This is a genomic window from Bacteroides difficilis (genome assembly GCF_048319815.1).
GTDB lineage: Bacteria > Bacteroidota > Bacteroidia > Bacteroidales > Bacteroidaceae > Bacteroides > Bacteroides zhangwenhongii.
Map to the genome: position 1 here is coordinate 1,355,634 of NZ_CP182814.1, position 22,930 is coordinate 1,378,563.

The 22,930-nt window shown below is 43.4% G+C and carries 17 protein-coding genes and 2 pseudogenes; 8 read left to right on the top strand and 11 right to left on the bottom strand.

Annotated features, from left to right (window positions below; translation table 11 throughout):
* Positions 1 to 11: 11 nt before the first annotated feature.
* The 4 genes from ACNOGP_RS04925 to rhuM all read left to right on the top strand — a co-directional run bounded on the left by ACNOGP_RS04925 (position 12) and on the right by rhuM (position 5,988).
* Complete coding sequence (locus tag ACNOGP_RS04925) at positions 12 to 1,646, top strand: RagB/SusD family nutrient uptake outer membrane protein (protein ID WP_022275647.1); 1,635 nt, start codon at positions 12 to 14, stop codon at positions 1,644 to 1,646.
* Positions 1,647 to 1,682: 36 nt separating this feature from the next.
* Entirely contained in the window at positions 1,683 to 3,278 is a 1,596-nt protein-coding gene (locus tag ACNOGP_RS04930; RefSeq protein WP_418214225.1) for a glycoside hydrolase, read from the top strand.
* A gap of 35 nt (positions 3,279 to 3,313) precedes the next feature.
* Complete coding sequence (locus ACNOGP_RS04935; RefSeq protein ID WP_418214226.1) at positions 3,314 to 4,897, top strand: glycoside hydrolase family 30 protein; 1,584 nt, start codon at positions 3,314 to 3,316, stop codon at positions 4,895 to 4,897.
* A gap of 110 nt (positions 4,898 to 5,007) precedes the next feature.
* Positions 5,008 to 5,988 carry a RhuM family protein gene (rhuM, locus tag ACNOGP_RS04940; RefSeq protein WP_418214227.1) on the top strand — a complete coding sequence of 327 codons (981 nt, stop codon included), beginning with the start codon at positions 5,008 to 5,010 and terminating at the stop codon, positions 5,986 to 5,988.
* 78 nt (positions 5,989 to 6,066) lie between these two features.
* Here the strand turns inward: rhuM and ACNOGP_RS04945 are convergent, their stop codons facing one another.
* Positions 6,067 to 6,717 carry an HU family DNA-binding protein gene (locus ACNOGP_RS04945; protein WP_418214228.1) on the bottom strand — a complete coding sequence of 217 codons (651 nt, stop codon included), beginning with the start codon at positions 6,715 to 6,717 and terminating at the stop codon, positions 6,067 to 6,069.
* 66 nt (positions 6,718 to 6,783) lie between these two features.
* Entirely contained in the window at positions 6,784 to 6,921 is a 138-nt protein-coding gene (locus ACNOGP_RS04950) for a hypothetical protein (protein ID WP_195532096.1), read from the bottom strand.
* A gap of 131 nt (positions 6,922 to 7,052) precedes the next feature.
* Between ACNOGP_RS04950 and ACNOGP_RS04955 the strand changes: the two are divergent.
* Positions 7,053 to 7,292, top strand: a pseudogene (locus tag ACNOGP_RS04955) (AAA family ATPase); the annotation flags it as partial.
* A gap of 4 nt (positions 7,293 to 7,296) precedes the next feature.
* A pseudogene (locus ACNOGP_RS04960) lies at positions 7,297 to 7,482 on the top strand (PD-(D/E)XK nuclease domain-containing protein); the annotation flags it as partial.
* A 148-nt stretch (positions 7,483 to 7,630) separates the two neighbouring features.
* On the opposite strand, the gene ACNOGP_RS04965 reads toward ACNOGP_RS04960, so the two are convergent.
* The 5 genes from ACNOGP_RS04965 to ACNOGP_RS04985 all read right to left on the bottom strand — a co-directional run bounded on the left by ACNOGP_RS04965 (position 7,631) and on the right by ACNOGP_RS04985 (position 13,858).
* Entirely contained in the window at positions 7,631 to 9,214 is a 1,584-nt protein-coding gene (locus ACNOGP_RS04965; RefSeq protein ID WP_272720192.1) for a S41 family peptidase, read from the bottom strand.
* Positions 9,215 to 9,281: 67 nt separating this feature from the next.
* Positions 9,282 to 9,737: a pantetheine-phosphate adenylyltransferase gene (gene coaD / locus ACNOGP_RS04970; protein WP_007762342.1), complete on the bottom strand. Its 456-nt coding sequence runs from the start codon at positions 9,735 to 9,737 to the stop codon at positions 9,282 to 9,284.
* Complete coding sequence (locus ACNOGP_RS04975) at positions 9,734 to 11,611, bottom strand: DNA topoisomerase IV subunit B (protein ID WP_007762338.1); 1,878 nt, start codon at positions 11,609 to 11,611, stop codon at positions 9,734 to 9,736. The genes coaD and ACNOGP_RS04975 overlap by 4 nt, the downstream gene beginning before the upstream one ends.
* A 5-nt stretch (positions 11,612 to 11,616) precedes the next feature.
* Complete coding sequence (locus ACNOGP_RS04980) at positions 11,617 to 12,753, bottom strand: GNAT family N-acetyltransferase (RefSeq protein WP_418214229.1); 1,137 nt, start codon at positions 12,751 to 12,753, stop codon at positions 11,617 to 11,619.
* Positions 12,754 to 12,865: 112 nt separating this feature from the next.
* Positions 12,866 to 13,858, bottom strand: a complete 993-nt coding sequence (locus ACNOGP_RS04985) for a calcium/sodium antiporter (protein ID WP_418214230.1) — start codon at positions 13,856 to 13,858, stop codon at positions 12,866 to 12,868.
* Between the two features lie 129 nt (positions 13,859 to 13,987).
* Here ACNOGP_RS04985 and ACNOGP_RS04990 point away from each other — a divergent pair, with 129 nt between their 5' ends.
* Entirely contained in the window at positions 13,988 to 15,838 is a 1,851-nt protein-coding gene (locus ACNOGP_RS04990; RefSeq protein ID WP_418214231.1) for a mechanosensitive ion channel family protein, read from the top strand.
* A 103-nt stretch (positions 15,839 to 15,941) separates the two neighbouring features.
* Here the strand turns inward: ACNOGP_RS04990 and ACNOGP_RS04995 are convergent, their stop codons facing one another.
* From ACNOGP_RS04995 to ACNOGP_RS05010, 4 genes are all read right to left on the bottom strand, one after another.
* Positions 15,942 to 16,874, bottom strand: coding sequence for a metallophosphoesterase (locus ACNOGP_RS04995; RefSeq protein ID WP_143868895.1), 933 nt, complete (start codon positions 16,872 to 16,874; stop codon positions 15,942 to 15,944).
* Positions 16,875 to 16,968: 94 nt separating this feature from the next.
* On the bottom strand, positions 16,969 to 19,779 hold the full coding sequence (locus ACNOGP_RS05000) for a TonB-dependent receptor (RefSeq protein WP_418214232.1): 2,811 nt from the start codon (positions 19,777 to 19,779) through the stop codon (positions 16,969 to 16,971).
* 121 nt (positions 19,780 to 19,900) lie between these two features.
* Positions 19,901 to 21,091: a THUMP-like domain-containing protein gene (locus ACNOGP_RS05005; RefSeq protein WP_418214233.1), complete on the bottom strand. Its 1,191-nt coding sequence runs from the start codon at positions 21,089 to 21,091 to the stop codon at positions 19,901 to 19,903.
* Positions 21,092 to 21,140: 49 nt separating this feature from the next.
* Positions 21,141 to 21,845 (bottom strand): M15 family metallopeptidase, encoded by a 705-nt coding sequence (locus ACNOGP_RS05010; RefSeq protein ID WP_418214234.1) that lies wholly within the window; start codon positions 21,843 to 21,845, stop codon positions 21,141 to 21,143.
* Between the two features lie 576 nt (positions 21,846 to 22,421).
* Here ACNOGP_RS05010 and ACNOGP_RS05015 point away from each other — a divergent pair.
* Complete coding sequence (locus tag ACNOGP_RS05015; RefSeq protein ID WP_022275661.1) at positions 22,422 to 22,925, top strand: RNA polymerase sigma factor; 504 nt, start codon at positions 22,422 to 22,424, stop codon at positions 22,923 to 22,925.
* Positions 22,926 to 22,930: the final 5 nt, after the last annotated feature.

The window sequence follows — 22,930 nt, forward strand, 5'->3', positions numbered from 1 at the left end:
TAGTAAAGACCATGAAGAAATATATATTAGGGCTTTCCATAGCCGCTTTTACAATCTCACTTTCCGGCTGTGCCGATTTTCTGGAAGAACCGGTTAGGGCACAACAGAACCTGGATGACTACTTCAAAAGTGAAGATGAATGTAAACAGCAGATTACAGGGTGTTATCAGTCTGTCTTTTTTGATGACTGGTGGCAGATACAGAAATTTTATATAGCAAGTGATATGTGTACGGATGATATGTGGATGGGAAACACAACGCAGGATCCCGGAGAATACCGTGACCTTGCCCATTACACCGGAAATACATATAATGCGGGAAATGCTTGTCAGAACTTTTGGCAATATCGTTATAAAGGTATTCTAAGAAGTAATGTTGCGATAGAGCAGATTCCAAAAGTCGTTTTCGAGAATGAAAGTTTGAAAAAAAGATATATTGCGGAGGCTAAATTCCTGAGAGCATTTCATTACTTCGAATTGGTAAGAAACTTTGGAGGTGTACCTTTGGTACTGGGATTGAAATTGCCGAGTGAAATAACGGGTATCAAACGTGCAACTGTGGAAGATACTTATGCGCAGATAGAAAAAGATCTGTTGGAAGCTATTCCTGACTTGCCGAAACGGAGTGAATACGACGCTATGGATTTAGGCCGTGCTACAAAAGGGGCAGCGCAAGGGTATTTGGCGAAAGCTTATCTGTATCAGGGAAAATATACGGAAGCAGAGCCATTATTACAGGAGATTACTTGCAGAGGCGAGTTTGCTGGTGGCAGAGAAGAATATGAATTGTTGAGCGATTTTGGACAAGTATGGGATATAAACCAAAGAAATAGTACCGAATCATTGTTTGAGGTCCAGACTAATAGTGATGTCTCTTATAATTTGGGTATACGTATTCCTATTGTTTGTGGCTCGCGTGATGATAGTGGTTGGGCGTGGGGACTTCCGACAAGCAATTTAGAGAGAGCTTTTCAAGAGGAAAAACCTGTGCGAGAGACACCGGAGGAACAACTTAATGAAGATTACCGTTTGAGATGGACGATTATTAAGAATGGAGCGACAAAGGTTTATGGCGATGCGAATGCTAAAAATCCTTATGTAATATCTCCGAATGATCATAAGTCTCCCCGTGTTTCACGTAAATTATATATACCTGTGGAAAAACGGCCTACTCCCTATGATGCACCTCATATTCCTTTGAATTATCGCTTGTTGCGTTATGCCGATGTATTGTTGATGTATGCGGAAGTGGAGAACGAACTGGGACATGATGATGAGGCTAAATGGGCTTTGAATAAAGTTAGGGATCGTGTATATTTAGCTCCGTCGACGGCTACCGGCACTGAACTTCGCAACGCTATTCGTAAAGAGCGCCGCTTGGAACTGGCGTTGGAAAATAACCGTTTGTATGATTTGCGCCGTTGGAAAGATGATAATGGTAAATCGGCTATTTGTAATGTTATGGGACCGAATGGTACATTTGTTGCCTATAATAAGATTGGTTATGATTCGGATGAAAGCAGTAACCAAAAAGAGAATAGTAATAAAGGTGTCAATTTCAAGGAGGGCAGAGATGAACTTTTCCCCTTGCCTCCAACGGAAATAACCTTGTCGGGTGGAAGCATTGAGCAAAATCCCGGATACTAAATCAATTCAATTTCAGTATAATAAAGACACAATGTTATGAAAAATAAATATATCCTTTTAGGACTTTCGTACTTGGCTGCTCTGTGTTCATGCAGTGACGACAAGGCTTTTGAACCAGATTATCTTCCGAAGATAACTTCGGACCATGCGATGACATCAACGGTAAATGTTGCCGGCAAACATCAGGTTATTGATGGATTTGCTTCTTCTGACGCTTGGACGATGGATTATATCGGTAAATATTGGAGTAATAATGCTAAGGAAGGCATTGCTAAACTTCTTTTCTCTCAAAAGGTAGAAAGGGGAAACCCGGAAGGTATTGGTCTTTCCATGTGGCGCGTAAATTTAGGTGGTGGTACTGCCGAGCAGGGCGAAGCTAGCGGAATTACGGATAAGACTCGAAGAGTGGAATGTTTCCTGACGCAGAATGGTACGTATGATTGGAATAAATCTAGTGGGCAGCAGTACTTTATGCAGAAAGCGAAAGAATATGGTTGTAATAATTTCGTATTGTTTAGTAATACTCCTCCCGTACAGTTTACTGTCAACGGTAAAGGGTCAGGTGATTGGTGGAACAATAATTTGAAAGAAGATTGTTTTGATGATTTTGCTGATTTCTTAGCCACTGTGGCTAAACATTTCTCTGATAATGGATACAATATCTCATATATAAGTCCATTGAACGAACCACAGTATTCATGGGGAGGAGATGGTCAGGAGGGATGTTCTTGGCAACATGTACATGTGGTAAAGATGGCTAGAGCGTTGAATGAGAGTCTGAAGACAAAAGGGCCTGAAAATACGATGATGTTATTGGCGGAAGCTGCCAAGGTTCCTTATCTTTATACTACTGATGACAGTTGGGCAGATCGCGCGAATGTTATTCCAACTTATTTTAAGTCAGATTCAGAACATTATCTTGGCGACTTGGAACGTATGCCTAAGTTGATTTGCGCTCATAGTTATTGGTGGGATAAAACATGGGATGTGTTGTTTGATTCACGCACGAAAGCCCGTGCTGAGGCGGATAAATATGGGTTGAAACTTTATCAGACGGAATGGAGTATGTTGGGCGAAGGATATGAAGATTACGAAAATTATGATCAAGCAACTTATATGGATTTGGCTTTGAGTATGGCTAAAGTGCTGCACCATGATTTGGTAACGGCAAGTATGAATTCTTGGGCATATTGGACAACAGCCTCACAGGAAGTTTATAGCCAGAAAAGCCGTTTTTACATGATTCGTTTGATTCCGACCGGAGGAGATTATGGTAATATTGCTGATGGTGGAACTTATGAGTCTAGCAAGAACCTGTGGGTGTTGGGTAATTATAGTCTCTTCGTTCGTCCGGGGTATCATCGGGTGGATTTGAATATCCCTGAAGGAGATAAAAAATTCTTTGGTTCTGCTTATATCTCTCCTGAGGAAGATAAGTTGGTAGTGGTATATACTAACATAAATGATGAATCTATACAAATGGAAACATCTATCGAAGGATTGAATAAACAAGTGGTTTCCATGAGACAATATGTAACATCAAGTACGAGTGATTTGAATGAGGTAGATGAATATTTGAAAGGATATATTCCGGCTAAATCGGTTGTCACAATGGTTTACGATTTGAAATAGAATGGATAATATTTTCAATAGGTATATTGTAAAAAATGAAAAGTAAAGTGTTCTTGGCCTCTTTAGGCTTCTTCTACATGAGTATGGCAGGCGGGTGTTCCCAACCTGCCACTGATGTTAGTTTTCAGCTAGAAACAGACCGTCCTTGCCAGACAATGACCTATTTCGGTGCTTCCGACGCTTGGAGTATGCAGTTCATCGGACTTTGGCCGGAGGAAAAGCAGAATCAGATAGCCGACTGGCTGTTCAGTACGGAGAATGATGCGAATGGACAGCCCAAAGGTATCGGTTTGTCTCTTTGGCGTTTCAATGTCGGTGCAGGCAGTGCGGAACAAGGTGACGACAGTCAGATTGCTTCTCCTTGGATGCGTGCCGAATGTTTCTTGCAACCGGACGGGACCTACAATTGGAGCAAGCAACAGGGGCAGCGTAACTTTCTGAAGTTGGCGAAGGAGCGTGGAGTCGATAAATTTCTGGCTTTCCTCAATTCCCCTCCCGTCTATTATACGCAGAACGGCTTGGCTACAAACACGGGGCGCGGTGGTACGGCAAATCTGAAACCGGACTGTTATGAAAAGTACGTCCGTTTTCTGGCCGATGTAGTGCAGGGGGTAGAGCAACACGATGGTATCAAGTTCAACTACATCTGTCCTTTCAACGAACCGGACGGACACTGGAACTGGGTAGGACCGAAACAGGAAGGTTGTCCGGCAACGAACAGGGAAATAGCCCGTACTGTCCGTCTGTTGAGCCGGGAATTTGTGAACCGGAATATGGATACGCAGATTTTGGTAAGTGAATCTTCCGATTACCGTTGTATGTTCCGTACGCACGAGACAGACTGGCAACGTGGTTATCAGATTCAGGCTTTCTTCTGTCCGGACAGTGTGGATACATATTTGGGTGATACTCCGAATGTTCCCCGACTAATGCTGGGACATAGCTATTGGACAACGACTCCTTTGAGTGAGTTACGCAATATCCGCAGTCAGTTGCGGGATACATTAGACAAACATGATGTTGACTTTTGGCAGACGGAGACTTGCATCATGGGCAATGATGAAGAAATCGGAGGAGGAAATGGATTCGACCGTACAATGAAGACGGCTCTTTATGTCGCACGTATCATTCACCATGATATTGTATATGCCGGTGCAAAGAGCTGGCAATGGTGGCGTGCCATTGGCGGTGATTACAAAGACGGACTGATTCGTGAATATACTACGGACGATAATTTCTTGGATGGCAGAGTGGAAGATTCCAAACTGATGTGGGCTCTAGGCAATTACAGCCGTTTTATCCGTCCGGGAGCAGTCCGGTTATCCGTTTCAGCTTTCGATCAAACAAACGCTTTCATTCCCGATGGTGACACTGACCAGCAAGGATTGATGTGTTCTGCTTACAAAAATGTGGATGGAACGTATGTGATAGTCGTTATAAACTATGCCAATGAAGAGAAAGAGTTTTCTATTCATAAAGAAGAAGTCGGGAATGCACAATGGCAGGTTTATCGTACTTCGGATAAAGAAGGGGAGAATTTGCTACCGGTAGGAAAAGTGAAGAGTGGAAAGATCGTTCATATTCCGGCACGTTCTATAATAACGCTTCAGAGCAACTAATAAAAGCAGCTTTATATTCTTTATTTCTTTTTGAAAGCTGTACATTTGTGTGTCCGTCCATTGCTACGAAGGTAATGGACGGACACAATGCGTAAATAAGGAGGCATCTTATGGGCAATAGAGGAAAGATTGTCATTTATCAGACAAAGGATGGGAAGACTTCCATTGATGTGAAGTTGGAGAATGAGACGGTGTGGCTGACACAGGCGCAAATGGCAGACTTATTCCAGAAGGATAGAACTGTCATCGGTAGACATATAAATAATGTATATCGGGAAGGAGAGTTGGAGCGTGATATCACGTGTGCAAAATTTGCACATATGGGTAGCGATAATGACCAGCAATATGAGACAGCCGTTTATAATCTGGATGTAATCATCTCTGTCGGCTACCGTGTAAAGTCGCAACGCGGCACCCAATTCCGTATCTGGGCGAACAAAATCCTGAAGGACTATCTGATTAAGGGTTACGCCATTAATCAGCAGGTCAAAGCTGCCCAACTGGCAGACTTGAAGAGCACCGTACGTCTTCTTTCTAACGTCATCGAACACAAACAATTGACGCTGGATGAGGCCAATGGACTCTTGCGTGTGATTACCGATTACACTTACGGTCTGGACACGCTTGATAAATACGATTACCAGCAATTGGAAGTAGACTCCACGACTCCTACTGAAGAATTTCGTGCCACCTATGAAGAAGCAATGGAAGCCATTCACCTTTTGCAGAAAAAGTTCGGAAGTAGTGACTTGTTTGGAAATGAAAAGGATCAGTCGTTCAAAAGCTCTATCAACACCATTTATCAGACATTCGGTGGAGAGGAACTTTATCCAAGCATTGAAGAAAAAGCCGCAATGCTTTTCTATCTTGTCGTGAAGAATCACTCGTTCAGTGACGGTAACAAGCGTATTGCCGCTTTTCTGTTCCTTTGGTTTCTGGAAAAGAACGGTATACTGTATAAATCTGACGGTTCGAAGTTAATCGGTAACAATACGCTCGTAGCACTTACGTTAATGATTGCTGAAAGCCGGACGGAAGAAAAGGACGTGATGGTGAAGGTAGTAATCAATTTGATTAATAAGAATAATTGAATGTAGGTCTTATGAATGGGTGATATAAATAATTGAGAGACACCTCGCCGCAAGGTATCTCTCATTCTATCATAGTCTTTACTTTATGGCATTTGTTTCATCCTCTTTTATTTCCGCCTTGCCGTAATATCCCGGCATTGGTACATAAATCGGGTTATAATACGTATGGATATTATTCAATTTCTTTTCTTCTTTCAGTCGTTTGATATGGCGGGCGGCTGTGGTGGAGGTAAATCCGCATAACCTTTGAAAATCGATGCGGGTTAACATAGGTTTATCGTTGAAGTAATTCGTCAGCAACTTGTCTATCTTTTCATTCGAAAGGGAAGCGGAATGGTTCCTTAATTTGCTACGTTCCACATGGACGACACTGACAGACCTTTTCAACTTGGTGTCTGCCTTGAAACAGATGTTGGCCTTTAGCTTCATCTGATTCGCTTTCAGCTTGGGCGAAGTGATCGGTTCCTGGCTGTTCAGCTTAACCTGGAAATAACCGATACCATCCAGATGAACGCTTTCTCCTTCGCGGAGACGATAGCCCATGAAGTGACTCAGTGATTCGAGTACCGACTTTACATCCCCTTCGGTCAGAGAAGTGGCCATTTGGATTTCCTTTGCCAGGTAATCCGTGTCGATGTGTTGGAAGTTGACCACACGTGCGTGGTATGTTTCCTTGTTTCCCTCATCCTTCGGGTGGGGCGTTTTGTACAATTCAAATTGTATTGCCATTGTATCTTTGTTTTTATTGTTATATAGCTGTCGCTTGCTTGGTGTAGAGCTACTGCTTACTTCCTGTCAAGTTACTGCCTGTTTGCCGCCAAGTGGCTTTATATATACATTGTCCTGCCTTTGTTGTTGGATTAAGGTATAAGGATAGTTGTCTTCCGGAGCCTTTATCATTAGTTTGTCACGGCCGTGACGAGATCTCTTCATGGGCGTGGTAGGATCTTCTCACGGCTGTGGTAGGAATTTGTCATGGCCGTGAAGAATAGACTATATCGACCTCAAAGGTAAACTATATAAGGGAGAAAAGCAAATGATTTCCGCTTGTTTGAGTAATTCCTCCCGTATTGCATCTGGATTTGAATATCGGGAAGTATGATGCACCGGACAGTCTGGACAAAATATTGGATAATGCTTTGAGTGCTTGGGAGGAACAGTATGGTAAGGGGCCTAGTGAAACGACTCTTGCCCTCTGCTTTAAAGGAATCGTACAGCGTGCGGTGGAGCAGACCGGCCACCGTGTCGCCATCCTCGTGGATGAATACGACAAACCTATGTTGCAGGCTATCGGCAACGAAGAGTTTCTTGAAAACGGATAAGTTTATCTATGTGATGGAGTTCAAGCAGGGGGCTACTGCGGAAGAGGCTTTGGCACAAATCAATGAGAAAGGGTATGCCGACGCTTTTGCTTCCGATTCACGGACACTATATAAAATCGGTGTAAGCTTCAGTGACGAACAGCGCAACATTGAACGGTGGTTGGTGGAGTGACTGAACGGTGATAGGTGACAGATGTGGTGATAGGTTAAAAAACAACCTATCACCGCTGGAAACCCCGATGAATAAGGTATTTGATTGCCGTCGGTGATAGGTGATAGAGAAAAGTGATTTTTTTATATAGGAGAGAAGAAGTTCTTGTTTATTTCAACTTCTTCCCGTATTCGTCCGAATTCAGTATTTCCAAAGCCTTTTGTACACTTTCATTCGTTGTGTTCATTACCCGGAAATATTCGGTCATGTCCCAAAGGTCGCGGGCAATCAGTGCTTTGAGCTGCGTTTTGATAAGTGGGAGTGCTTTCTGATATTGTTCTTCATTGAACTTCACACCCTCTTTCTCGCCCATCTCCCGCAAAGTAGCCAACATATTATCGTCAATGACAAACTTCTCGTTGAATGATTCGAACTTCTTATACTTGTTAGCTAATTCTTTTCGGTGTCCCTCAATAAACTGCATGGTAAATTTGATGATAACCCCTTTGCCTACCAGGTTCCGGTGATAATCCGTATACAATGTCGTATCGATTGGTACGAAATAATCGGGCATGATACCACCACCTCCATACACAGTACGTCCTAGTTTCTTAGTCTGTACCTTTAATGAATCCGGGAAGTGAATGCTGTCGGCATTCATCAGTTCACCATGATTGAAACGGTCGATGAGGTCTTTGTTGTAATCGACCGTACTTCCATACGGCTTCTGGATAGAACGTCCCGATGGAGTATAGTAACGGGCGATGGTCAGACGAATCATGGAACCATCCGGCAAATCGATAGGACGTTGCACCAAGCCTTTGCCGAAAGAACGGCGGCCTACAATAATTCCTCTGTCCCAATCCTGTACCGCACCGCTGACAATTTCGCTGGCGGAAGCTGTATACTCGTCCACCAATATGATGAGGCGACCATTACGGAAGTCCCCGTTACCTTTGGCATAGAAATCACTACGCTTGGCAGTCCGGCCTTCGGTATATACGATGAGCTCCTTTTGTCCCAGGAATTCGTTAGCAAGGTCAATGGCTGCATTGAGATAACCACCTCCGTTTCCTTGCAGGTCAAGAATCATATCTTTCATACCTTGCTTCTGGAGGTCCTTCATTGCTTTTTTGAACTCTTCGGCAGTTGTTGCTCCGAAGCGGTTGATGCGGATATAACCTGTTTTAGGCTGAATCATATAAGAGGCGTCGAGGCTAAGGATAGGTATCTTATCTCTCTTTACTGTAAACAATAAAGGGTCCTTTACGCCGCGACGAACGATTGTCAGATTGACTTTCGAACCTTTCGGACCACGAAGACGCTTCATGATATCTTCCGTACTCATTTTCACCCCGGCAATAGCGCTGTCGTTCACGGCAATGATACGGTCACCGGCAAGGATACCGACTTTCTCGGAAGGTCCGTTGCTGACAGGCTGTACCACCAACAGGGTGTCTTCTATCATCTGGAATTGCACTCCGATACCCTCGAAGTTACCTTGGAGCGGTTCGTTCATCTTCTTCACTTCCTCTGCATCCGAGTAAGTAGAGTGCGGATCGAGTTGTGCCAACATCTTGATGATGGCTTCTTCTACCAGCTTGTCTTCATCTACTTTGTCCACATAGAAATTGGAGATTGCAAACTCTGCCATTTGCAACTTACGCATAGCAGCCGAACCGAAGTTCTGAGCTTGTACTGTAAGTATTGTCCCCAAACAAACTAAGAGGACGTATATTTTCATTCTATTCATAATCTTACCTTATATTATATAATTGGCGGATACGTCTACATCATTCTCAACTCTCCATTCTCAACTCTCAACTTATCACCATTCCTTCGGGAATAAACTGGCTGATATCTTTGTTGTAAGTTAATAATTCACGTACAATCGTGGAGCTGACACAAGTCTGTTCGGGTTCAGTGAAAAGTAAGATGGTTTCAATGCCTGCCAACTTACGGTTGATGTCGGCAATTGTCTCTTCGTATTCGAAGTCTTTCACCGTACGAATGCCACGAACGATAAACTTAGCGCCTACTTCCTGTGCAAAATCAATAGTCAGACAGTCGTACGACATTACTTGTATACGAGGCTCGTCTTTGTAAAGTTCCCGGATCATCTGTTCCCTTTTTTCAATGGGAAAGTACGTATTTTTGTTCTCATTGATACCGATTCCTATCACGATTTCGTCCATAAAGGTAAGTGCACGTTTCACTACCGAATAATGTCCGATGGTGAAGGGGTCGAATGTACCCGGAAATATTGCTTTTCTCATGATGCCAAGTCTTCTTCTATAACCAGATTGTCTATAATAAAGTTTTGTCGTTCCATAGTATTCTTACCCATGTAGAATTCAAGCAGTTCTTTCACTGCGTCCGTCTTGCGCAAAGTTACCTGTTCCAAACGCATATCCTTACCGATAAAGTGCTTGAATTCGTCCGGCGAAATCTCTCCCAGACCTTTGAATCGGGTGATTTCCGGATTCGGGCTTAGCTCTTCGATGGCGTTGATACGTTCTTCGTCAGAATAACAATAAATGGTCTTCTTCTTGTTGCGTACGCGGAACAAAGGAGTTTGCAGGATATATACATGCCCTTTCTTGATGAGATCGGGGAAGAATTGCAGGAAGAAAGTAATCATCAGCAGGCGGATGTGCATACCGTCCACATCGGCATCGGTTGCTACGATTACCTTGTTGTAACGCAGACCGTCCAAACCATCCTCTATATTAAGGGCAGCTTGGAGGAGGTTGAACTCCTCATTTTCGTAAACTACCTTCTTGGTCAGTCCGAACGAGTTCAACGGTTTACCGCGAAGGCTGAATACAGCTTGGGTAGTCACGTCACGGCTTTTGGTGATGGAGCCGCTTGCTGAGTCTCCCTCAGTGATAAAGATGCAAGATTCTTCTTCCAGTCCTTTTCCTTTCGGGTCGTTCAGATGAATGCGGCAATCGCGCAACTTGCGGTTGTGAAGATTGGCTTTCTTCGCACGTTCGCGGGCAAGTTTCGTCACGCCTGCGATGGCTTTACGTTCCTTTTCCGACTCCTGTATCTTTTGTTGTATCGTTTCGGCTATGTCCGCATTCTTGTGCAGGAAGTTATCGACTTCCAGCTTGATGAAATCACCTACATACTTGTTGACCGTGATACCGCCGGGAGCCATATTGGTAGAACCCAGCTTGGTTTTGGTCTGGCTCTCGAAGATCGGTTCTTCCACATTGACGGCAATGGCGGCAACCAATCCGTTGCGGATATCGGTATAGTCCATGTTCTTGTTGAAGAACTCTTTAATGGTACGGGCGATATGCTCCTTGAAAGCACTCTGATGCGTACCTCCTTGAGTAGTATGCTGACCGTTGACGAAAGAGTAGTATTCTTCTCCGTATTGTCCGGTATGAGTGAAGGCGATTTCGATATCTTCCCCTTTCAGATGGATGATCGGGTAAAGTCCGGTTGCCGTCATGTTGTCGTTCAAAAGGTCTACCAGACCGTTGCGCGACAGAATGCGGTGTCCGTTATAAATGATGGCAAGTCCCGTATTGAGATACGTGTAGTTGCGCAGCATTGTCTCGATAAATTCGGGTTTGAAGCTGTAATTCAGGAATAATGTATTGTCCGGTTCGAAGAAGATATAAGTTCCGTTGTCCTCTTCGGTGCTCTGTGTCTCGTCCGTCAGCAACTCTCCTTTGGAGAAAGTGGCGATACGTACCTTGCCGTCGCGGTAGCTGCGTACCTCGAAACGGGAACTGAGGGCGTTGACAGCTTTTACACCGACTCCATTCAGTCCGACACTCTTTTTGAAAGCCTTGCTGTCGTATTTACCGCCTGTATTCAGCATACTGACAGCTTCGATCAGTTTTCCTTGCGGAATGCCTCGTCCGTAGTCGCGAACGCTGACACGAAGATTCTCCTCGACAATGATTTCGATTTTCTTACCGGCCTGCATTTTGAACTCGTCAATACTGTTGTCAATTACTTCTTTCAGGAGGACATAGATTCCGTCTTCGGCATGCGCGCCGTCGCCCAGTCTACCGATATACATACCGGGACGTGTGCGGACATGTTCCATGTCGCTCAAGTGGCGGATGTTGTCGTCAGTGTACTCTACTGCATTGTTGTTGTCTACAGGTATCAATTCGTTCTCTTCCATAGCTTTTATTTTATCTCTTTAATGAACGCACGGCGGCGCTTATGTTGTTGAGTCTCAAAGTAATCCCATTGTGCCTGGACTTTTCCGTTCAGTTCCAGTTCGGGGTTGCTTTCTGCAAAGATAAAACCTAATTTTTGATAAACCGGAATTAAATCGGAAAATAACAAAGCGTTAACACCTTTATTCTGATATTCGGGTTTCACGGCAACGAGTAGTAAATCAAGCATTTTGGCACGGCGTTTCATGAATAATGCTTTCAGCAGATAGAACCATCCTAAAGGCAACAACCGCCCGTGCGACTTTTGCAGGGCTTCGGCAAGGGATGGCATGGAGATTCCTACGCAGACCAGTTCGTCGTTGGCGTCGGTGATGAGGGTTACCATGCGTAAATCGAGAATAGGCAGGTACATTCTTACATACTGATCGATTTGCTTTTGGGTCAGAGGTGAATATCCGTAGAGGGGACTATAAGCTTCGTTCATCAGTTCGAATATCTTCTGTCCATAGTCTTTGGCTATTTTCTTTCCGGAGGTATATTTCTTTATCTTGAGGTTATATTTGCGTTGAATCAGTTCGGAGATACGCTTATGTTTGTCGGGGATGGCCTCCGGTATGTAGATTTTGTATTCTACCCAGTCGGCATCTTTCTCGAAACCGAGTTTCTCCATGTGTACCGGATAGTAGGGATGGTTGTAGATGGTAGCCATCGTGCTGAGTTGGTCGAAACCTTCCACCAGCATACCTTCTGCGTCGAAGTCGGTAAATCCGAGAGGTCCGACAATGTGAGTCATGCCCCGTTCCTTCCCCCAATCTTCTACGGTTCTTATCAGTGCGGAGGATACTTCCGGGTCGTCGATGAAATCAATCCATCCGAAACGAACGTTCTTGGAATCCCATTTTTCGTTAGCGCGGTTGTTGATGATAGCGGCTATACGCCCTACTATCTTATCGTCTTGGTAGGCGAGGAAGTAATCGGCTTCACAGAACTCGAACGCTGCGTTTTTCTTCTTGTTGAATGTGTTAAGCATATCGTCATACAGGTCGGGCACGGAATAGGGGTTATCCTTATACATCCTGTAATTGAAACGAATAAATTTCTTAAGTTCTCTCTTCGTAGAGACTTTCTTGATTGTAATAGCCATATCTCGTATTTATGATTCAGGAAGCAAAGATACGTGATAATCTTTAAATTACAACGCGCAGGACGGCAAAAACTGTGTACAGGGGATGAGCTGCCAAAAATTGACGGATGGTTTAGGTATTGTAAATCAATACTAATGTATAAGCTATATAGCAAGCCACCATGATACTTCCCTCTATCCGTGTAATCGTTCGTTTGGCGAAGAATAGCCCGAAGAACCAGAGCAGGATACCGGAACCTACTAATGTGAATAAGTCGAAGTTAGTAATTCCGTTAAGATGGAGCGGGGTGATACTTGCACTGCATCCCAATACGAAGAAGATATTGAAAAGATTGCTTCCTATTACATTACCGATGGCAATCTCCGGATTTTTCTTCAATGCGGCAACGATGGAAGTGGCAAGTTCGGGCAGAGAAGTGCCTCCCGCTACCAAAGTCAGCCCGATAATCGATTCACTGACTCCCAGACTGCGGGCAATACCGGTGGCTCCATCGACAAATAACTGTCCTCCGTATATAAGTGCAGCCAGACCGCCGATGATATATAGAGTGGATTTCCACCAGGGGAGCGATTTGATTTCCTCTTCTTCGGTGGAGTGCTCGGCTGGCTGCGCATTGTCCGTTATAGGCTTGGAAGGACCAGAGGAAGCGATAGCAAATGTATATCCCATAAAGATGGCGAAAAAGCAAAGCAATAACAGACCGTCTACTCTATTTAGAATATTCTCTGATGCCTTGTCCAGAAAGACATCGTTGGCACAAACCAATAAAATGATTGAAGAGAGTATGCAGAGCGGTATTTCTTTTCTGAGCGTATTACGGGTGATGACAATCGGGGCAAATAGGGCGGTGCAGCCTACGATCATCAATGTATTGAAAATATTGCTTCCCACTACATTACCGATAGCGATGTCCGCACTGCCTTTGAGAGCGGAAGAAACGCTGACCGTCAGTTCTGGGGCAGAAGTTCCGAATGCGACAATAGTAAGCCCGATAACGATAGGCGGAATGCGAAAGCGTTTGGCTACTGAGGCGGCGCCATCTGTTAATCCGTTGGCACCTAGAAGAATGAGGATAAGTCCCCCTATAAGAAATAATATATTCATAGCTTTTTCCGTTTGAATTGCAAAGATAATCAATTTAGGAATTGTAATGTCAAAAACAATCCGTATGTTTGCTCTGTTTTAGTAAAGAAGTGGATTGACCTTAATTTGTAATCATTTGAATAGTAGAATATGGAAATAAATAAAATAAAGCGGTTGGTGCTGATATTGTTGATGTCTTTTGCAACAATTGGGGCACAGGCGCAGTTGGAGCAGGCTGTCAAAAAGATATTTGCGGGGGATAGTATAACCGGTGTACATGCTTCTATGAAGCAGGAATCGGACTCTGCTTATGTGGCAAATTTGCAAAAGACATTGGAGACTGTCCGGCTTAATGAGGCGAATATGCGGATGGAGATGGAACAGATGAAGCTTCAGATGGCCGCAGCCGATTCGGTGAAGTATGCCCAGCAACGACAACGCATCGATTCTTTGCGTCAGTTTACCAAAGGCATCCCTGTAGTGGCGGATGGCGATACTTTATTTTATCTTTATACAAAACGGGGTGGGTATACTCCTCAACAAAGGGCACAAATGACCGGTAGCGCCATTGAAGAACTGGGAAGGCGCTTCAATCTTCGTCCCGATTCGGTTTCTGTAGACCATTCGGATATTGTTTCCGATTTGATGTATGGCAATAAGGTGTTGCTGTCCCTTACGGATCAGGACGCTTTATGGGAGGGCGTTTCCCGTGATTCTCTAGCGAATGAGAGACGGCAGAACGTTGTTGACAAACTGCACGAGATGAAGGCGGAACACGGGATTTGGCGAATGGCAAAACGTATTCTCTATTTTGTATTGGTGATTGTGGGCCAGTATTTTTTATTCCGTCTTACCAATTGGCTGTTCCGTAAGTTGAAAGTACGCATTCTGCGCTTGAAAGATACGAAGATAAAACCGGTGTCGATTCAGGGATATGAATTGTTGGACGCACAGAAGCAGGCGAATCTGTTAGTCTTTCTAGCCAGTGTAGGGCGGTATATCCTTATGGGATTACAATTACTGTTTACCGTACCGCTGATTTTTATTATTTTCCCACAGACGGAAGGGTTGGCTTATCGTCTGCTCGGTTATATCTGGAATCCGATTCGTGGAATCTTTGTCGGTATCATTGACTACATTCCTAAACTGTTTACCATTATTGTGATCTGGTATGCAGTGAAATATCTGGTGCGTTTCGTGTTGTATCTGGCACGTGAAGTAGAGGGAGGGCGTCTTAAGATCAACGGCTTTTATCCGGATTGGGCAATGCCGACGTTCCATATTATCCGTTTCCTGCTCTATGCCTTTATGATTGCGATGATTTATCCCTACTTGCCGGGTTCCAACTCCGGAGTATTTCAGGGAATATCGGTGTTTGTCGGCTTGATTGTCTCACTCGGTTCGAGTACGGTTATCGGCAACATCATTGCCGGATTGGTGATTACTTATATGCGTCCGTTCAAGATAGGAGATCGGATTCAGTTGAATGATACTACAGGGAACATTATTGAGAAAACTCCGCTTGTCACCCGTATCCGTACGCCTAAGAATGAGGTGGTCACTGTACCCAACTCTTTCGTCATGTCGTCCCATACCGTGAACTATAGCACGTCAGCACGTGAATACGGGCTGATTATTCATTCTGAGGTGTCCATTGGTTATGATATCCCTTGGCGGAAAGTAAATGAATTGTTGATTGATGCGGCATTGAATACTCCCGGTGTAGTGGACGACCCGCGTCCGTTTGTTCTGGAAACTTCTTTAAGTGACTGGTATCCGGTATATCAGGTGAATGCTTATATCAAGGAAGCTGATAAAATGCCTCAGATTTATTCAAACCTGCATCAGAATATTCAGGATAAATTTAATGAGGCGGGTATTGAAATCATGTCACCGCATTATATGGCTATGCGAGATGGTAATGAAACGACGATTCCGAAAGATGATTTGAGAAATACAAGTCCTACAGATAAGGCTGCTCAAGAAAGTAAGCCGAAATGACTGTGACCGATAGATATATAGTTAGAGTGTCCCTTTCATCACGAAAGAGACACCCTATGTCGTGTGTTTTTTCTGAGAGTAGAATTTATCTTTTTAAGAGAACTTATTTCTTTCGGGTGATTGTATAAAGCACATTTCCTTTCTTGTCTATCATGCGTAGATTAAGTTCTTTCTTGTTGATAGAGCAGATGGAGAAACCCGGTTCAGGACTACAGAATTTTGTTCCTTCGATGGGCTTTACTTTGCGTGCCAGTGATGCAGAGGAATTGACAATATAGTCGATGTCACTTTCGGGAACGCGGATATGCTGGAAGTTGTGGATATGTCCGCAGATATACATATCTACTTTATATTTGCGCAAGAGAGGGTCTATACGTTTCTGCATGTCCATCCGTTCGCTTTCTTCTTTCGGGGTGTATGCATAGATAGGATGGTGTCCGGCTACGATAATCCAGTCTTCTTTGGCATTAGCCAGCACAGAATCCAACCATGCCAGTTGTTTGTTGATATCCTGTTGGCAGGCATCGGGGTATTTATCATTCTCTTTGCGGTATTTGTCGATCAGAGGAGTCGTGTCAATCCAAATGATACGGATGGTTGCACCTTCTTCTTCGAATCTCTTTGTATAGTAACGGTCGGGCATTGTCCAACGGCGGCTAATATTGGTGTAGTCCAATACAGCTTGTGTGTTACCGCGATATTCGTGATTTCCCAAAATCGGAAACCAATCAATCATCAATTCCGGATGAGAATAGATAAGTTCGTAGTTGGTCATCCATAAGGGGTCGTTCACGCTGCGCACTCCTTCGAAATGATGGATATCCCCGGTAGCCAGGACGAATTCGGGACCGACCTCTTCTCCCATCGTACCCATCAGTTCGGCAATCGGCTTTTGGTCATAATATCCGTTACGTCCCAAGTCGTTCGCTATGTAGAAGTTGAACTTCTGATCAAATATAGAATAATCCGTCAATTGTGCCTGAGCGAATGTACAGACGGAAATCAGTGCTAGAATCAATAAACCTTTAATCTTTATATTCATATTCTGTTGTATATTAGATGTTTGTAAATATATGCAATTATTTTATTTTTGAGGGACTGTTGGTTTAAAAGGAACAAATCAGCCTGTATCAGAAGTTGACTTTTACTCCGGCGTTAATCTTCACTCCATAGTGTTCCGACTGCATTGTACGGTCTTTGACGCCTTGATAATAACGCAACGGCTGGTTCAGCAAATTAGTGGCATCCGCATAGAACGTAGTCTTTATTTTCTTCCCAAACGTATAGCTGGCGTTCAAGTCCATGTAATTGACAGCATCGTAATAGCGGTCTAGTGCGGCAACTTCTCCCATTTCATCGATAAAACTGGAGGCGTAGTTATAAGAGAGACGTACGTTGAATCCTTTCTTCTCGAAATAGAGAGAGGCGTTGGCTGTGTGTTCCGGAGAACCAGGCAGAGACAAGTCTTTTTCATTTTCACGTCCTTCGAAGTTAAAGTTGTTCACTTTAGTGTGGGTATAGGTGTATGTGCCGTAGAATCCGATACATTTCAGTGCGGGAGCAATGAAACTGAAATCACGTTGGTAAGCAAGTTCTACGCCTAATAGATCTGCATCACCTGCATTTTTGGGCTGAGTGAATTTTTTGTATTCGTTATTCTGGTAGGTATAATCTCCTATTACCTGGTCTACAATGAAATCGTTGATTTTCTTGTAGAAAATGCCTGCACTGACCAAACCTACACTTTTAAAGTAATAATCTGCACTTAAATCGAAGTTGTAGGATATAGTCGGAGTTAGATCAGGATTACCCATCACCAGCTCGTTGTCGCTACGGTTGATATTCACGCACGGGATCAATGCCGAATATTTGGGACGGCTTAATGTTTCTGTAAAAGATGCGCGTACTTTGAAATCGTCGTTTACATCGTATTTGAATAAGACGCTGGGAAGCCAGTTGACATAGTTGTTTTTATGATCACCGGTCGGTTCGAGGCTTTCATCTTCGTTTTCATCTACGTTCCAATTCCAGCCGTTGTATTTAATATGAGTGGCTTCCATACGGAGTCCTAACATCATCTTTATTTTCTTTCCGAGATTCTGGTCGAAACGGAAGAAAGCGGAAGTAACGTTCTCTTTGGCGTGGTAATTGCCGGAAGACTCTTCAAGAACCTGCTCACCTTCCATATTGGTCAGATTGAGTGATCCTAAATATTCTTTGGAGACGAAATCCGTAGCTTTGTATTGGCTGCCGGGCATGAAGCCGCCTCGGATCTGACTGGTAAGATTGTTCATGTATTCTGTATCGTAGGTGTCTTTATATGCATCTGCGTAGTCGTAGCAGATTACGTCACGGTCTTTTGTCTTGGAAACATATTTGGCTCCGAACTTCAGACTGTTGCCGTAGATACCGTTGGTTAAAGGCAGTTCGAAATTGACTTTGAATTTCAGGTCATTTTCATAGATTTCCTGATTGCTTTCGGTCAGTTCCTTTACTTTCCATTTTCCTCTTTCACCGTCTACTTTTCCATTGTGGAGGCTTACATCTGTTGTCACGTATGGAAAACGGTCGCCTGCATCTACGACGTCGAATCCGAGAAAGTCCTGTTTCAGGTTAAAATATCTTTCGTTCGGACGATCTTCGGTGGCACGTGCGTAAGAAGCTCCCCAATCCATAGATAGTTTGCCGAATTGGTGCTCTCCACCCAGACTGAAATCCATAGTCTGCTGTAGTTCCAAACGGGCATTTTTATTGTTGGGTGTGCCTCCTTTAGTTTCTATTTGTGCGGATTGTTGCATTTCACCTTCGTCATCCAGTCCTGTCTTGTCCAGGTCCTTATAAGTGACACGGTAACGGTTTTCCCAGTCATGGCGGCGGTTATAGATACCCTGCAATGTCAGTCTGTGGTTCGGGTTTATATCGTAGTCGAAGGCCAATGAGTAGCTTTGGCGTTCACGGGTTACGTAGTATTGGCGTTTTTGTGCTTCTACCATGACTACTTCCCCTTTCTTGTTGACATCATATTCGAACTCCACATCATCCGATCCTACTGGAGCGTTTTGGTAGGAGATAGCAGCCATTACTCCTAATTTATTATTGAAGAATCGATCGCCGTAGGTAAGCCCCAGATTCAATTGGGCTTTTTCACTGACCCAGTTGTATCCGGTTCCGGCAGTAGCACTGAAAATACGTTTGTACGGAGTGCTTTTCGTGACGAGATTGATGGAGCCTCCGATAGCGTCTCCGTCCATATCGGAAGTAACTACTTTATTCACTTCAATGGTCTGTATCATATCGGCGGGAATCAGATCGAGCTGAACGTTTCGCGTATCACCTTCAGCGGAAGGGAGGCGGTTGCCGTTGATGGTTACGGAACTAAGGTCGGCGGAAGTTCCGCGTACTTGTCCGAAGCGGGCTTCTCCTTGGTCATATTGTACGTTGATACCATTGATACGTTTCAATGCATCTCCGATATTAGAGTCGGGGAATTTACCGACTTGGTCGGCTGAAACGACATTAGTGATTCCCAGATTGTTTTTCTGTGCATTGATGGCACGGCGTTGTCCCTGGAAAGCACCGCCTACCACTATTTCCTGCAGTTCCAATCCTTCGTTGAGCACTACATCTTTTTCGAGTGTCTTTCCGGCAGGAATGGTTATCTTCATTTCGACAGGAGAGTAACCTACATAACTTACTTTTACGGTGTATGTGCCGGGAGTAAGATTGGCAAATGTGTAGTAACCGTTGATATCACTTGTTACTCCGGTGTTTAATTTTTCAATATAGATGGAGGCTCCCGGAAGAATTTGTTTGGAAGTATCCACAATACGTCCGCGGATAGTACCTTGTTTGACTACGTTCACTTTTTCTTCTGCAAAAGTGTTACCGCTTGTACTCATAATTAAAAGAACTAATGAGACTAATCTGATAAATCGTTTCATAAATGTTAGCGTGCGTTAATTATTTGCTGCAAAAGTAGAGGGGTGACGTTTCTTGCTTTTTACAGTTGGTTGAAGAACGCATAACAAATATGTTACGTTTATATTACGGCATTTGAGGTATCTACTTGATTTTCTCGCAGCGGATCAGGACTTTTTGTTCGTTATTTAATGTGCTGGCAAATAGATAAGTATCTCCTCCTTCCGATAGCTTGATCCGTTTACGGAGTTCGGCTACCGTAGCCGGGAAGTTGCGGATGGTGATGTTTGCTTTCTTGAGGTCGGCCAGACATTCTTTGCTTTCTTTTTTATTGAAGCTGCATTGATTGACAATCCGGAATATTCTTCCGGGAAAGTTATCAATCAAGGTGTCGGAGGTGTAAAGATGACTGTTGGGGTGTAATTTCCTTATAGGAAAAGCGGATGACAGGCTTTTGAAAGCTCCGGCCTTCAGAAGGGAGGTATTAGGCTCATACAGATATTCATCTAAAGAATCTGTGTAGTTACATTGGCTGCATTGCTCCTGTTCACGGGTGAATGTAAAGTGTTGTCCTTCTTGCTCTCTTTTGGTGGAGAGGTTGACACAATGGATTTTGATTTCTTGCGGTACTGTCTGACCGAGAATCAGCAGTAACTCCTTACATTCGTTATTGACGGATATAATATGGACTTCCTGTGTCTGTTGCAGTTCTCGTAGTGCCAATGAAAGGTCGAGCATAGGGGAGAGCTTTACCATTACTTGCTTGGCCTTATTTAGTAAGAGTCCTTCGAGTTCGGCTACGTCGGGCTCGCAGTCGGAGATAGCGATAGCTTTACCTCCGTGCTCATTGCGGCGGGCGGGATCGAGAAAAATACAGTCTACCGGAGACATTGCTTTCAAGTGAGCTATTCCGTCTTCGTTCTTTACATTAATGTGGTTTAGGCCCAATATGGGGAAATTGTGTGCGGCTATTCCGCACAATTCTTCTTGTCGTTCTACATAAGTGACGGATTTGAATCTTTCGGCAAGGAATGAACAATCTACCCCGAATCCTCCGGTCAGATCAGTTAAGGAATCTCCTTGCAGGAGACCGGCTTTGTAATAGGCGGTGATCTCCGAAGAACATTGTTCTAAGGATAGGTGCTTGGGATATCTTATATCTTCTATCTTTTTCCACGACGGAATCTTTTCTGTGGCGATTTGCCGTCCTGCAATCTGAGTGATAGCAACCGGCATATCTACATCCGGATATTTTTTGCTTTGTAAAGCAAGAGTACGTACATCGTCTGTTGAATGTTCGCGGATAAAAAGTCGGGTTTCAGAGGAGATATACATAAAGATATGGTTATATGATACGATAATGTGATTAATGATGGGGTGCCGGTCATGGAATTAATTTATATTTCTGTTTAGCTACATCTCGGCTGCAATAATTGAAATGCCACCATTCACTGGGGAGTGCACGAAATCCGGCTTTTTTCATTACTGTCCGTAGCAGTAACCGGTTCTGATGTTCCGTCTCGCTTATTTTTCCATTGCGTACCAGCTCGTTTTCCTGTGTGATATGGGCTTCTACACCCAGATGGTCTACTTTCGTCCCCATAGGCAATGGTTGTCCGGATGAATCCAGAATACTGATATCCACGGCTAAGCCATAATTATGTAGTCCACCACCCCGATTCGGATTGGAGACGTATTTGTATTTGGAGGTTCCTTTCACTACATTCCACATTTTCTTCTGTACAGACATTGGACGGGCAGCATCGTAAATGATGAGGCTATAAGACGGGTGTAATTCCTTTAAAGCTCTTTGCGCCTTCACGAGAGCATATGCGGCGTCCGGGTGCAAATAAGCTTCTGTCAGATTATCGTAAAGGACTTCCCCGGTGAAGTTATGATCCTGTGTGTACATTAGCTGTACAGCAAGACTATTGTCTAGCTCAGTAACGTTTATCAATCCTAGAGAATCCATGTATAGAGCCATCGGACTTTTTTTAGGTTGAGGGGTTCTTGGGGGTACTCCGGAAATGTACGGGCACCATGTTAGTAGTAGGTAGAGAATAGGCAGACAGCATTTCAGTATCATCATTATACTTTTTATTTTGTATGCCAAAGATACTCTTTTTGCTTTTAGCTTGCAAATGAGGCTATATCTAAAATATAATTTATTCCCGTTTTCTTCCGATGAAATGGGCGATTTTTAGATATTCATTCTCAGGTGATAGTCCTACCTTGTATATAATTATTTGTGTATATGTACTATTCTTTATATGTGGATGGATTTTTTTTTATAACTATTTCTACTTCCTACCTGTAATGTGCTGATAAAGTAATACATTTGTATCCATAATAAAAATGTTCTAGTAACATAATCTAAATCAGTCTTATGAATTTTAGAATATAAAAAAGACAGCTGTTTGTGAAAATCGCTAATATTGTTTGTTTGTGTTATCCCATTTTGAGTCAAGTGTGACTTCAAAATGGGATTTTTTGTTGTGTGGCATACCGGAACACCACCCAAAAACTATCAGAAATGACCTAAAAATAGTCGGCGGATAGATTTTCCCCTAAAAAATGTTTATTCTCGGTTCATTGCTTCCATCGAATTCTCGTAAACTTGCATCATCGAATTGAAACAAGTATTCACAAATTAAAAGTAACGCATATGAAAAGTTTAAGCTTCAAGAAAGACCTGGTAGGAGTACAGGAAGAATTGCTCCGTTTCGCTTATAAATTAACAACCGATCGCGAAGAAGCAAACGATTTGTTACAGGAAACTTCATTAAAAGCCTTGGATAACGAAGATAAATATACCCCCGATACAAACTTCAAAGGATGGATGTACACTATAATGCGCAACATCTTTATTAATAACTATCGTAAAGTGGTACGAGACCAAACGTTCGTCGATCAGACTGATAACCTCTACCATATAAACCTGCCACAAGATTCAGGATTTGAAAGCACGGAGAGCGCTTATGATTTAAAAGAGATGCGCCGTGTGGTTAATGCCCTTCCAAAAGAATATAGAGTTCCGTTTGCTATGCACGTATCCGGATTTAAGTATCGTGAGATTGCTGAAAAACTGGATCTTCCTTTGGGAACAGTGAAAAGCCGTATCTTCTTTACTCGTCAGAGGTTACAGGAAGAATTGAAGGACTTCCGCTAAATAGG

Excerpts from the sequence above, each read along its gene's own strand:
- coaD (WP_007762342.1), bottom strand. The coding sequence starts at position 9,737 with ATGAGAAAAGCAATATTTCCGGGTACATTCGACCCCTTCACCATCGGA.
- rhuM (WP_418214227.1), top strand. The coding sequence starts at position 5,008 with ATGGGCAATAGAGGAAAGATTGTCATTTATCAGACAAAGGATGGGAAG.
- ACNOGP_RS04930 (WP_418214225.1), top strand. The coding sequence starts at position 1,683 with ATGAAAAATAAATATATCCTTTTAGGACTTTCGTACTTGGCTGCTCTG.
- ACNOGP_RS04990 (WP_418214231.1), top strand. The coding sequence starts at position 13,988 with ATGGAAATAAATAAAATAAAGCGGTTGGTGCTGATATTGTTGATGTCT.
- ACNOGP_RS05005 (WP_418214233.1), bottom strand. The coding sequence starts at position 21,091 with ATGTATATCTCCTCTGAAACCCGACTTTTTATCCGCGAACATTCAACA.
- ACNOGP_RS05015 (WP_022275661.1), top strand. The coding sequence starts at position 22,422 with ATGAAAAGTTTAAGCTTCAAGAAAGACCTGGTAGGAGTACAGGAAGAA.
- ACNOGP_RS04950 (WP_195532096.1), bottom strand. The coding sequence starts at position 6,921 with ATGAAGAGATCTCGTCACGGCCGTGACAAACTAATGATAAAGGCTCCG.
- ACNOGP_RS04975 (WP_007762338.1), bottom strand. The coding sequence starts at position 11,611 with ATGGAAGAGAACGAATTGATACCTGTAGACAACAACAATGCAGTAGAG.
- ACNOGP_RS04925 (WP_022275647.1), top strand. The coding sequence starts at position 12 with ATGAAGAAATATATATTAGGGCTTTCCATAGCCGCTTTTACAATCTCA.
- ACNOGP_RS05010 (WP_418214234.1), bottom strand. The coding sequence starts at position 21,845 with ATGATGATACTGAAATGCTGTCTGCCTATTCTCTACCTACTACTAACA.
- ACNOGP_RS04965 (WP_272720192.1), bottom strand. The coding sequence starts at position 9,214 with ATGAATAGAATGAAAATATACGTCCTCTTAGTTTGTTTGGGGACAATA.
- ACNOGP_RS04945 (WP_418214228.1), bottom strand. The coding sequence starts at position 6,717 with ATGGCAATACAATTTGAATTGTACAAAACGCCCCACCCGAAGGATGAG.
- ACNOGP_RS05000 (WP_418214232.1), bottom strand. The coding sequence starts at position 19,779 with ATGAAACGATTTATCAGATTAGTCTCATTAGTTCTTTTAATTATGAGT.
- ACNOGP_RS04985 (WP_418214230.1), bottom strand. The coding sequence starts at position 13,858 with ATGAATATATTATTTCTTATAGGGGGACTTATCCTCATTCTTCTAGGT.
- ACNOGP_RS04935 (WP_418214226.1), top strand. The coding sequence starts at position 3,314 with ATGAAAAGTAAAGTGTTCTTGGCCTCTTTAGGCTTCTTCTACATGAGT.
- ACNOGP_RS04980 (WP_418214229.1), bottom strand. The coding sequence starts at position 12,753 with ATGGCTATTACAATCAAGAAAGTCTCTACGAAGAGAGAACTTAAGAAA.